Here is an 11,227-nt window from a genome sequence, read left to right as displayed (position 1 = left end):
CGTCATCGAGACCCACCCGGCCCATGTCGCCGGCGCGTTGGCCGGCGAATCGCTGGTCGTGACGGCGGACGAACCGACGCCCGCACCCGACGTGGTGCCGGAGACCGTCGCCGCCGACGGCGCGCAGGAGGGAACCGACGCCCCCGCCGAGCCGGCACTGCCACTGTTCTCTGATCTCGGTCTGTGCGCCCCCCTCCAGCGCGCGATCGACGAGATGGGGTACACGCACCCCACTCCGATCCAGGCGATGGCCATCCCGTATGTGCTGGCCGGGCAGGACGTGCTGGGTGTGGCGCAGACCGGGACCGGCAAGACCGCGTCCTTCACCCTGCCGATGCTCGAGATCCTCCACGGCTCACGCGCCCGTGCCCGCATGCCACGGTCCCTGATCCTGGAGCCCACGCGCGAGCTGGCGTTGCAGGTCGCGGAGAATTTCGTCCTCTACGGGAAGCATCTGCGCCTGACGCACGCCCTGCTGATCGGCGGCGAAAGCATGGCCGAGCAGAAAGAGGCGCTGAACCGCGGCGTCGATGTTCTGATCGCAACACCCGGTCGCCTGCTGGACCTGTTCGAGCGCGGCGGCCTCCTGCTGACGCAGACCCGCGTCCTTGTCATCGACGAGGCGGACCGGATGCTCGACATGGGATTCATCCCCGATATCGAGCGGATCGTGTCGTTGCTGTCGCCCATGCGCCAGACCCTGCTGTTCTCCGCCACCATGGCGCCGGAGATCCGCCGTCTGGCCGATACCTTCATGCGCTCCCCCAAGGAAGTCACGGTCTCCCGCCCGTCGTCGGTCGCGACCACGATCGAAACCGGGCTTCTGGTGGTGAACGAGGACGACAAGCGGCGCGCGCTGCGCAAACTCCTGCGTGCGCAGGACGTGCAGAACGCGATTGTCTTCTGCAACCGCAAGCGCGACGTCGACATGCTGTACAAGTCGTTGACCAAGCACGGTTTCTCGGCCGGCGCGTTGCATGGCGACCTGCCGCAGTCCATCCGTTTCCAGACGCTGGAAAAATTCAAGGCCGGTGAACTGAAGATCCTGGTCTGCTCGGACGTCGCGGCCCGTGGAATCGACATCGGCGGCCTGTCCCATGTGTTCAACTTCGACGTGCCGTTCCATGCAGAGGACTATGTCCATCGTATCGGGCGCACCGGCCGCGCTGGCCGCACCGGCCACGCCTACTCCCTCGCGACGCCGTACGAGCGCACTCTCGTCGACGCGATCCAGACGCTGATCGGCAGGCCTATCGAGCCCATCACCGTCGAGGGGGTCGAAGCCGTTCCATTCTCCGAGGAGCCGCGTCCACGCCACGGCGGCCGGGACAAGGACCGGAAAGGTGCCCGAAAGGGTCGCGGCCGCGGGGACGATCGACGGGAAGAGACACGCGACGCCGCACCTGCCGCGACGCGTCCAGCCGAGGCTCCGTCCGTGGAGAGCACGCCCCGCGCACCGTCCGAGAGCCAGAGCCGGCCCCCGCGCGAGCGCCGTCCCGCGCCACGACCTGTCGAGGATCAGGGTGCTGCGTTTACCGGATTCGGAGCCGATGTTCCGGCCTTCATGCTACTGCCCCATCGCACCACCCCGCGTGAGGCGGCGGCACATCACGGCGAACACGGCTGATTTCCCCCTCCCTCCCCTCCGCCCACGCCACGACCACGACCACGCCGGAAACCTCTGCTACGACGTTGACGGTCGATGTGCTGGGGCGTGGCGGCGATGGTCTTGCGTACGACCGGGATGGCTGCCTGACCGTTGTTCCGGGGGCTCTCCCGGGCGAGACCGTTCTCGCGCGCCTCGACGACCTGCACATGGCGCCCAGACGCGCGACGCTGCTGGCCGTCGAGTCGGCGTCACCTGAGCGTGTCACGCCGCCCTGCCCGCTCTTCGCGCGCTGCGGCGGGTGCGCGGTCCAGCATCTGGCCCTGCCGGCGGCGCTGAACTGGAAAGCCGCCACAGTGCGGCAGGCGCTCGCGCAGGCGGGCTTCGCGGAGACCTGCGAGGTGAGCCTGTCGCAGGCTCCTGCCGGCGCGCGACGGCGCATGGATATCGGTGTGCGGCGGACGACGCAGGGTCTGACGCTCGGCTTTCATGCGCGCGGAGGCGATCTGCTGGATGTGCGGCACTGCCTTGTGCTGGCACCCGCGCTGGACCGGCTGCTGACGCCGCTGCACGACCTGATGATCCGCGTGCGTGGCCTGCGCCGTGACGGGGACGTCGTCGTCAATCTTCTCGACTCCGGTCCGGACATTCTGGTGCGGACCGACGGTGCGCTGACGGTGGACGATCGCGCGCTGCTCGCGGCATTTGCCCGCGCGCACGACATTCCAAGGATCGCATGGGCGCCCGTCGATCAGCGCGAGCCCGCCGAGATCGCCGCCCAGATCGCCCCGGTGCGGCACAGGCTGGCCGGACATGCCGTCGTGCCGCCGCCCGGCGCTTTCCTCCAGGCCACGGCCGACAGCGAAGCCGCAATCCGCGACGCCGTTCTGGCAATGCTGCCACCCCGTCTGGCAGCCCGCGACGAGATCATCGAACTGTATGCGGGATGCGGAACCCTGACGTTCGGTCTTGCCGAACGCGGGCGAGTTCTGGCCGTCGAGGGCAACCCGGACGCAGCCACCTGCCTGAAGCAGGCGGCTGGCGGTCTGCGCATCTCGGTCCTGCAGCGCGACCTGAACCGCCAGCCACTCATGGCGCGGGAACTGGCGGCCAAACCGGTCGTGGTGCTCGACCCACCCCGGATGGGTGCCGGCGCGCAGATGCGCGAGATCGCCTCTGGCGCGCCACAACGGGTGGTTTATGTCAGTTGCAACCCGCAGGCCCTGACCAAGGACGCCGCCCTGCTCAAGGCGGCCGGCTACAGCCTTGCGGCGCTGACCATCATCGACCAGTTCGTCTGGTCGGCCGAGGTGGAAGCGATCGCCCTGTTCACCGCGCCGCCGGCGAAGCGCGCCCGCCGGCGGTAACACCCGTCAGACGTGGAAGCTCTCGCCACACCCGCAACGGCCTTTTTCGTTCGGATTGACGAAGGTGAACCCCGACTCAAGGTCCTTGACCACGTAATCCATCGTCGTCCCGATCAGGAACAGCGTCGCCTTGCGATCGACCAGCAGCGTGATGCCGCGGTCAGTGACCACCTCGTCATTGGGACCGGCGGCCTCGACGAAGGTCATGTCGTAGCCCATGCCCGAACATCCCTTGGTCGACACGGCGACGCGCAGAAGGCGCCCTGCCTCGCCGCCCGCATACAACGCCGCCAGTCGCTCCGCCGCGCGCTCGGTCAGGGTCATCAGGGGCGGTAATGCCCGCGTGGGACGGGCTGTCGCCTGTGCCGTTGTGCTCATGGTCGAGCCTCCTCAGAACATGTTGAGCGCAAGACGCGCGTCGTCACTCATCCGCGACATGTCCCACGGCGGATCCCACACGATGTCCACCTCGACTCCGCGGACCTTCTCGACCGATGCCACCGCGTCGCGCACCTGCTCGGGCAATTCCTGCGCGCTGGGACAGTTGGGCGCCGTCAGGGTCATCTCGATCTTCACCCGCCCGTCCTCGTGCAGGTCGATCGCATAGATCAGCCCGAGTTCGTAGATGTTGACCGGTATCTCGGGGTCGAACACCGTGGCGATCGCCTCGATCACCTTGTCTTCGTCAGCGATCCCGGGGGTCACGGCTTCCTCGCCATCCGGCGTCCAGCGGGTGCCGGTGGCAACGGCTGACGGGCCGTCCCCCTCAGTTGCGAAGACGGGAAAGCCGCTGGACTGCGCCGTCTGGCTGCTCACATCAACCATCTGTTTTCACTCCCTGTTCCGCAAGGGCCTCGGCCAGCGCGCTCCATGGCAGGGTCGCGCAGCGCCTGCGGGATTTCTGGCGGACCAGCGGCCGAAACATCATGAACCGCACGGTCGTCGCACCCTCCACCGTCACCACCTCTTCAAACTCGGATGTCAGAGCCGCGACATCGTCGCGGGCCGCGCCCGACAAAGCCTCGGCCATCAGGTCGGCACTGGCCTGACAGATCGCACACCCGCGCGTCTCGTGGCGCACCTCCGTGAGGCGCCCCTCCACACAGCGCAACGAGACCCGGACGCGATCCCCACACATCGGGTTGCGCCCCTCGCCAACACCCGTCGCCGCGTCAGCCACCCCCGCGAAACGCGGCGCCCGGCTGCGGGCCATCAGCGTCTGATGATAAAGATCGTGGCCGAGGTCGTTCATGTCACACGAACAATGTTCGAATGCGTGTCAGGCTGTCGACCAGAACGTCGATCTCGGCCCGTGTCGTATACAAAGCGAAGCTCGCGCGCGCCGTCGCCGTCAGGCCCAGCCGACGCATCAGGGGTTCGGCACAATGGTGGCCCGCGCGCACCGCCACGCCAGAGCGATCCAGCAGGGTCGCGATGTCATGCGGATGAACATCGGCCATCGTGAACGATATCACGCCCCCGCGCTCGACCGGGGCCCCTACGATCTCCAGACCGGGGACCTCGGGCAACCGCCGCAACGCATGGGCCACCAGATCGGCCTCATGCCGCGCGATCGCGTCGTAGCCGATGGACTCGACGTAGGAAATGGCGGCACCGAGACCGATGACCTCCAGGATCGCCGGCGTTCCCGCCTCGAACTTGTGCGGGACGCGTGCCCACGTCGCCTGCTCGAACGACACGCTGGAAATCATGTCGCCGCCGCCCATGAACGGCGGCATGGCGTCCAGCAGCGCCATGCGCCCCCACAGCACACCGACACCACTTGGACCATATAGCTTGTGGCCGGTGAACACGAAGAAGTCGGCATCGAGCGCCACCACGTCGATCGCACGGTGAACGATGGACTGGCTGCCGTCGAACAGGACCCTCGCACCGGCCGCATGGGCCATGTCGGCGACCCGACGCGCATCCACAACCGTTCCCAGCACGTTCGACATATGCGTGATCGCGACAAGCCCGACCTGTCCGTCGGACAACACCCGGGCGAGACCGTCGAAATCGAGGTCGCCCGCGTCCGTGATCGGCGCGATCCGCAGTTCGATTCCCGCCCGATCGCGCAGCATCTGCCACGGCACGAGATTGGCGTGATGCTCCATCTCGGAGATCACGACCGCCTGCCCGGGCTTCAACAAGGCGCCGAAGCTGTGCGCGACCAGATTGATGGCCTCAGTGCTGTTGTGCGTGAAGACGATTTCGTCCTGCGATGGCGCGTTCAGCAGCGCGGCCACCTGGGACCGGACAGCCTCATAGGCATCCGTCGTACGTTCGCTCATCCAGTGCAGGCCACGATGGATGTTCGCGTACTGGTGTCGCATGGCGTCGGCCATGGCGTCGATCACGGGCAGCGGCTTCTGTGCGGACGCCGCGCTGTCGAGAAACACCAGATCGCGTCCGTGCACCTTTTCCGACAAGATCGGAAAATCCCCGCGCCGCGCCGACAGATCGACCCGCACAGGAGCCATCAGATCGTCCATCACGCCCCCTTGCGCCAGTGACGCTCCACTGCATCGTCCAGAATGCCACGCAACGTCGGCTCACGCACCAATTCGACCGCGTCGAGCAGAAAGGCCCGCACGAGTATGGCGCGGGCTTCGGCGTCCGGTATTCCGCGGCTGCGCAGATAGAACAACTGTTCATCATCCAGCGCGCCAACCGTCGCGCCATGGCTGCACTTCACGTCGTCCGCGTAGATTTCCAGCTCCGGCTTGGCATCGATCTGCGCGCCGTCCGACAGCAACAGCGCCTGATTCATCTGATAGCCGTCGGTCTTCTGCGCCACCCGATCGACATAGATCTTGCCCTGGAACACGCCATGCGCGCGCCCGGACAACACGTTCTTGACCGTCTGCCGCGAGACGCAGCCCGGCGCGCCATGCGTGATGACCGACGTCAGGTCGGCATGCTGCGCACCGTCCAGAAGCTGCGCCGCGTTCACATGCGCGGCAGCGGCCCCACCCAGCAGGCCCACATGAACCTCGTGGCGGGCAAGCGAGCCGCCGACCGTCAGGGTGAAGCTGTCGTACTCGCCGCGCTCGGCGACATCGACATAGGCGCACGTGATGTGCCGCGCGCCCGGCGCCTCATCCTGGAACTTGACGTGCGTCAGAACGGCGTCGGCAGACACCACGATTTCCGCGACCGGATTGTGCAGATACTCGCCCTCGCCCAGCGCATACTCGAACAGTGCCAGACGCGCGCCACGCTGCAGCACGATCCGATGGCGCGGGTGAAACGACACCGGCGTGTCGGTCGCGACACCGACGCTGACGATCGCAATCGTCCCCGCGTCGACATCGGCCGCCACGTCGATCCGCGCACCGTCCTCGGCCAGAATGGTGTTGAGCATCGTCGCCGCATCGCGCTCCGGCCGCGCGATCGCGCCAAACGCGGGCTCATCGGCGAAGAACGACAGGCCGACGCCATCCGGCAGACGTGACAGACCGGCATCGAACCGACCGTTCACGAAGACGACACGGTTCATCACCGCCAGAGCGTCGATCCCACACCCCTGCAAAAGGGTGGCGGCACGCGCAGACGCCTGCGCTCCCGCGGAAAACGCGACATCGGCCAGCGGCGCCAGCGACGTGAAGTGCCACGCCTCCAGACGACGCGTCGGCAGTCCCTGCGCGCGCAGATGGCCACTGGCGGCCTCGCGGTCGCCCTGGGCACCGGTCAGGGCGGTCCCACGCGCGATAAACGCGTCGATGCCCGCCGCGTGTGTCGCCACCGTGGTCACGCTGCCTCCGCCAGAAACTGTGCGTAGCCTTCGGCTTCGAGCTGGCGCGCGATTTCAGGACCACCACTGTGGATGATGCGGCCGCGCGCCATGACGTGAATCCGGTCCGGCACCAGATGGTCCAGCAGGCGCTGGTGATGGGTGATGACCAGCGCGGAAAAGTCCGGGCCACGCAGGCTGTTCACGCCTTCGGCCACGATGCGCAGCGCGTCGATGTCCAGTCCGCTGTCCGTCTCGTCGAGAATGGCCAGGGACGGGCGCAGCATGCGCATCTGCAGCACCTCGTTCCGCTTCTTCTCACCACCCGAGAAGCCGACATTCACATTGCGCTTGAGCATGTCGTCATGGATCGAGAGATGCTTGATCTCCTTGCGCACGTCCTTGAGGAACGTGACCGCGTCCAGCTCACTCTCGCCGCGTGCGCGCCGCACCGCGTTCACCGCGGTGCGCAGGAAGTTCGCGTTGTTCACGCCCGGCAGTTCGACAGGGGCCTGGAACGCCAGGAACACGCCCAGAGCCGCGCGCTCCTCGGGCTCAAGCGCCAGAAGGTCCTGATCGCGAAACGTGACGGATCCGTCAGTGACGTCGTAATCCTCGCGCCCGGCCAGAACGTAGGACAGCGTCGACTTTCCCGACCCGTTCGGCCCCATGATCGCATGCACTTCGCCGGGCGGAATGACCAGATCGACGCCGCGCAGGATCGGCTTTTCGGTCCCGTTGTCGTCGATACGGGCGCACAGGCCGGAGATTTTCAGAAATTCGGAACTCATGTGACCTATCTCTCCTTAACCCACGCTGCCTTCAAGGCTGATCTGCAGCAGCTTTTGCGCCTCGACCGCGAATTCCATCGGCAGTTCCTTCAGAACGTCCTTGCAGAATCCATTGACGATCAGACCAACCGAATCCTCTTCCGACAGACCACGGCTGCGGCAGTAAAAAAGCTGATCTTCTGAAATCTTCGATGTCGTCGCCTCGTGTTCGACACGGGCGGACATGTTGCGGTTCTCGATATATGGCACCGTGTGCGCGCCACACTGGTCGCCGATCAGCAGGCTGTCGCACTGGGTGAAATTACGCGCGCCGGATGCCTTGGGCATCATCCGCACCAGACCGCGATACGTGCTGTCCGAGTGACCGGCGCTGATGGTCTTGGCAATGATGGTCGACCGCGTGTTGCGCCCGATATGGATCATCTTCGTGCCCGTGTCCGCCTGCTGGCGGTTGTTCGTCACAGCGACCGAGTAGAATTCACCGACCGAGCCTTCGCCCTGTAGAATGCAGGACGGATATTTCCACGTGATCGCCGAGCCCGTCTCGACCTGCGTCCAGGAAATCTTGGCCCGCGCGCCCCGGCAGGCCCCGCGCTTGGTGACGAAGTTGTAGATCCCGCCCCGACCGTCCGCATCACCGGGATACCAGTTCTGCACCGTCGAATACTTGATCGACGCATCCTCCATGGCAACCAGTTCGACGACCGCCGCATGCAGCTGGTTCTCGTCGCGCATCGGCGCCGTGCAGCCTTCGAGGTAGGACACGCTGGCCCGGTCCTCGACCACGATCAACGTGCGCTCGAACTGGCCCGTATTCTTCGCATTGATGCGGAAATAGGTCGACAGTTCCATCGGGCAGCGAACGCCCGCCGGCACATAGACAAACGACCCGTCCGTGAACACTGCCGAATTCAGCGCGGCGTAGAAATTATCGGCCGCCGGCACGACCGAGCCCAGATAACGCCGCACCAGATCGGGGTGCTCCCGCACCGCTTCGGAAATCGAGCAGAAGATCACGCCGGCTTCGGCCAAAGTCTTGCGGAACGTGGTCACGACCGACACGCTGTCGAACACCGCATCGACGGCTATGGGCAGACGTGCCTCCTCCCCTTCCGGCACTTCGACACCCGCCAGAATCGCCTGCTCATGCAGCGGAATACCCAGCTTTTCATAAGTACGCAGAAGCTCGGGATCGACCTCGTCCAGTGACTTGGGCCCGTCCTTCTTCTTCGGCGCGGCATAGTAATACGCATCCTGATAGTCGATCGGCGGATGCGACACCTTCGCCCACTGGGGCTCGGGCATTTCCAGCCAGGCGCGATAGGCCTTCAGACGCCACTCCAGAAGCCACGACGGCTCTTCCTTGCGGGCCGAAATCAGACGGATGGTATCCTCGTTCAGGCCCTTGGGCGCGAACTCCATGTCGATATCAGTCTCGAAGCCCCATTTGTAGGTCGACTGACCCAACGTCTCGACGGCTTCGCGTGTCTCTGTCACGGCTGGCATGTGAGGTCTCTTTCCTAAAGCGCCGGCGTCGGCAGGGGAGCGGGCTCAGAACAGGCGCGGCCCGAGGCGGGATGCCCGTTCCGGGCCATATCCGCCAGCGAGATGCGGTCCAGTGCCTCGCGGATCGCCAGGTTGACGGGATCCCAGTTGCCGCACAGGCCGCACAACGTGCTGGCCTCGCAATCGTGGCCGTCCACGCAGCCAGTCAGCTTGATCGGCCCGTCCATCGCCGAAATCACACGCGCGACGGAAATGTCGCCCAGAGGACGCGCCAAGTGGTAGCCACCCCGCGCCCCGCGCTGCGACTGCACGATCCCGCGCGCCGCCAGTATCTTGAGGATCTTCGCGACAGTGGGTTCGCGCACACCCGTCACCTGCGACAGCATGCCCGACGCCATGACCCCATCCTGTTGTCCGAGCCGAACCAGAATGACGACCGCGTAATCGGCCAGTTTGGACAGTTTGAGCATTCCCCGGCTTTCCATCTCTCGCCGCGCCATCAATGCGGACAAGTTTGGTCCTGTTTGTGACCACATGCGTCCGCCGCGACGCCCCGTCAAGTCCGAACTGCGCTTTTTGAGCACATGTGCCCGCAAACCCCGCCCGACCACATCCCTGCCCTGCGCCAGCCGCCGATCTGCCCTCAGCCCGCGTCCACGCCGAACAGCCCGTTCAACAGCAAGAACAGCACCGCGCCGACCACAAAACCGACCAGCGTGCCGTTCATCCGAACATATTGCAGGTCCGATCCCACACGCAGCTCAAGCCGGTCGGCCAGATCCCGCCCGTCCCAGCGGGCCACCACGGACGCCATGAACTCGGCCAGTTTTTCACGCGCCGATGGCAGCGCACGCAGCGCCATCGACGCGGCACCATCGGTCACACGCTGGCGGGTCACGGGATCATGCGTGATCTGCTCGGCCATGCGGGCCAGACTGTCCGTCACGATCGAGGCGCACCAGCCGTCGGGTTCAGTGATGTCGGCCTCGATCATAGCGCGCAGACGGCCCCACAAATCGTTGCCCCACGCGCGCATGGTGTCATGCGTGAAGATACCGCCGATCGCCCCGCTGATCTCGGCACGGCGCTCCGGGTCTGTCTCGATCCGGTCGATCTCCGCCCGGACCCAGCGCGAGAACCCCTCGCGGATGTCGGAATCCCGCGGGTCGACACGTTCGAGCTCCTGATTGACCGCGCCCAGCACCCGCGTCGCCACCGACCCGCCGATCGCCCACCCCAGAATGCGGCCGCCCTGTTCACGCACACGCTCCTCGATCATCACGCGCAGGGAGGCCTCACGTGCCTTGAGGGCTTCCTTGAACTGGTCGAGCAGGAACGACAGCACCTCCTGATGGCAGTCGCCCTCGACCATGGAGCGCAGGACACGTGCCAGAAGCGGCGCCACGTCCGCCCCGCCCATGACCACCGGCAGCGCCCGTCCAATGGCCACTCCCGCGCGCCCGTCCTCCATACGGTCGAGCACGGTCGGCAGGGCACGCGCGAGCGCGCGGCTCAGCGTCGCCGCGGTTTCAGGCCGGGCCAGCATATCTCCCAGAACCGCGGGCACATCAATGCCGCGCAGCGCGCGCCCGATATCCTGCTCCGTAAAGAACTGACCCGAGACGAAGCGGCCGAGCGCGCGGCCCAGCCGGTCCTTCTGCGCCGGCAGGATCGCGGTGTGCGGGATCGGCAGCCCCAGCGGACGACGAAACAGGGCCGTGACCGCGAACCAGTCCGCCAGTCCGCCGACAACACCCGCTTTCGCACCGGCCCGCAGCGTTCTGACAGCCAGAGAGGGCGACACCCACCCCATCGCCGGCAGGGCGTAGCCGGCCACCGTCACGGCACCCATGCCGACCAGAAGCCCGGTCGCCACCCGCTTGTATCGCCGGAGCGTGTGCTGCGCGGCGCGATCGTGCTCGTTCTCGACCTTCATCGGCTCTGGTTACCATCGCCCGGCGCGCTTCCCAAGCCCGGCCTGGTCGCGCATGCCTCGGGCTTTGCCGTCGGTTGCATGACGGCAGCAGACATGGGACGCTCGGCGCACAGGTTTCACGCCCCACACACGACAGAACGACGCGGCACTCTGACAGATCGCGCGCAGGACAGAAGACCGACACCGATGGATGACGCCACCAGCCCCTCAGCCCTCGCCCTGATCGACGACGTGCGCACGGCCCTCGCGGGTGCCACGCCGGCCGCCGGCGCCGGGCCGCTGCTG

Annotated in this window: 11 protein-coding genes; 2 read left to right on the top strand and 9 right to left on the bottom strand. The window is 66.4% G+C overall.

Annotated features, from left to right (window positions below; genetic code table 11):
- The first annotated feature begins 4 nt into the window (after positions 1-4).
- Both HUK82_RS11420 and HUK82_RS11415 read left to right on the top strand, forming a co-directional pair.
- Complete coding sequence (locus tag HUK82_RS11420) at positions 5-1,627, top strand: DEAD/DEAH box helicase (RefSeq protein WP_394367495.1); 1,623 nt, start codon at positions 5-7, stop codon at positions 1,625-1,627.
- Positions 1,628-1,692: 65 nt separating this feature from the next.
- A complete protein-coding gene (locus HUK82_RS11415; protein ID WP_218061574.1) occupies positions 1,693-2,973 on the top strand; it encodes a class I SAM-dependent RNA methyltransferase in 1,281 nt (426 codons plus the stop codon).
- A 6-nt stretch (positions 2,974-2,979) separates the two neighbouring features.
- Here the strand turns inward: HUK82_RS11415 and HUK82_RS11410 are convergent, their stop codons facing one another.
- The 9 genes from HUK82_RS11410 to HUK82_RS11370 all read right to left on the bottom strand — a co-directional run bounded on the left by HUK82_RS11410 (position 2,980) and on the right by HUK82_RS11370 (position 10,942).
- Positions 2,980-3,351, bottom strand: a complete 372-nt coding sequence (locus HUK82_RS11410) for a HesB/IscA family protein (RefSeq protein ID WP_176614077.1) — start codon at positions 3,349-3,351, stop codon at positions 2,980-2,982.
- Positions 3,352-3,363: 12 nt separating this feature from the next.
- The gene (locus HUK82_RS11405; protein ID WP_176614076.1) at positions 3,364-3,798 is read right to left on the bottom strand and encodes an SUF system Fe-S cluster assembly protein; all 435 of its coding nucleotides are present in this window, start codon (positions 3,796-3,798) and stop codon (positions 3,364-3,366) included.
- Entirely contained in the window at positions 3,791-4,225 is a 435-nt protein-coding gene (locus HUK82_RS11400; protein WP_176614075.1) for an iron-sulfur cluster assembly scaffold protein, read from the bottom strand. The genes HUK82_RS11405 and HUK82_RS11400 overlap by 8 nt, the downstream gene beginning before the upstream one ends.
- Position 4,226: 1 nt before the next feature.
- On the bottom strand, positions 4,227-5,468 hold the full coding sequence (locus tag HUK82_RS11395; protein WP_176614074.1) for a cysteine desulfurase: 1,242 nt from the start codon (positions 5,466-5,468) through the stop codon (positions 4,227-4,229).
- Positions 5,468-6,730, bottom strand: coding sequence for a Fe-S cluster assembly protein SufD (gene sufD, locus HUK82_RS11390; protein ID WP_176614073.1), 1,263 nt, complete (start codon positions 6,728-6,730; stop codon positions 5,468-5,470). Before sufD ends, HUK82_RS11395 begins: the two co-directional genes overlap by 1 nt.
- Complete coding sequence (gene sufC, locus HUK82_RS11385; RefSeq protein ID WP_176614072.1) at positions 6,727-7,500, bottom strand: Fe-S cluster assembly ATPase SufC; 774 nt, start codon at positions 7,498-7,500, stop codon at positions 6,727-6,729. Before sufC ends, sufD begins: the two co-directional genes overlap by 4 nt.
- A 15-nt stretch (positions 7,501-7,515) precedes the next feature.
- A complete protein-coding gene (gene sufB, locus HUK82_RS11380) occupies positions 7,516-9,006 on the bottom strand; it encodes a Fe-S cluster assembly protein SufB (RefSeq protein ID WP_176614071.1) in 1,491 nt (496 codons plus the stop codon).
- A 14-nt stretch (positions 9,007-9,020) separates the two neighbouring features.
- On the bottom strand, positions 9,021-9,476 hold the full coding sequence (locus HUK82_RS11375) for an SUF system Fe-S cluster assembly regulator (RefSeq protein ID WP_176614070.1): 456 nt from the start codon (positions 9,474-9,476) through the stop codon (positions 9,021-9,023).
- Between the two features lie 173 nt (positions 9,477-9,649).
- Positions 9,650-10,942, bottom strand: a complete 1,293-nt coding sequence (locus HUK82_RS11370) for a DUF445 domain-containing protein (protein WP_176614069.1) — start codon at positions 10,940-10,942, stop codon at positions 9,650-9,652.
- Between the last annotated feature and the right edge of the window lie 285 nt (positions 10,943-11,227).

Source organism: Ameyamaea chiangmaiensis, assembly GCF_013376175.1.
In the GTDB taxonomy this organism is placed as follows: domain Bacteria; phylum Pseudomonadota; class Alphaproteobacteria; order Acetobacterales; family Acetobacteraceae; genus Ameyamaea; species Ameyamaea chiangmaiensis.
The sequence above is the reverse complement of the archived record's forward strand: the minus strand, read 5'-3'. Positions and strand labels throughout refer to the sequence as shown.

Excerpts from the sequence above, each read along its gene's own strand:
- HUK82_RS11410 (WP_176614077.1), bottom strand. The coding sequence starts at position 3,351 with ATGAGCACAACGGCACAGGCGACAGCCCGTCCCACGCGGGCATTACCG.
- HUK82_RS11405 (WP_176614076.1), bottom strand. The coding sequence starts at position 3,798 with ATGGTTGATGTGAGCAGCCAGACGGCGCAGTCCAGCGGCTTTCCCGTC.
- HUK82_RS11400 (WP_176614075.1), bottom strand. The coding sequence starts at position 4,225 with ATGAACGACCTCGGCCACGATCTTTATCATCAGACGCTGATGGCCCGC.
- HUK82_RS11395 (WP_176614074.1), bottom strand. The coding sequence starts at position 5,468 with ATGGACGATCTGATGGCTCCTGTGCGGGTCGATCTGTCGGCGCGGCGC.
- sufC (WP_176614072.1), bottom strand. The coding sequence starts at position 7,500 with ATGAGTTCCGAATTTCTGAAAATCTCCGGCCTGTGCGCCCGTATCGAC.
- sufB (WP_176614071.1), bottom strand. The coding sequence starts at position 9,006 with ATGCCAGCCGTGACAGAGACACGCGAAGCCGTCGAGACGTTGGGTCAG.
- HUK82_RS11375 (WP_176614070.1), bottom strand. The coding sequence starts at position 9,476 with ATGCTCAAACTGTCCAAACTGGCCGATTACGCGGTCGTCATTCTGGTT.
- HUK82_RS11370 (WP_176614069.1), bottom strand. The coding sequence starts at position 10,942 with ATGAAGGTCGAGAACGAGCACGATCGCGCCGCGCAGCACACGCTCCGG.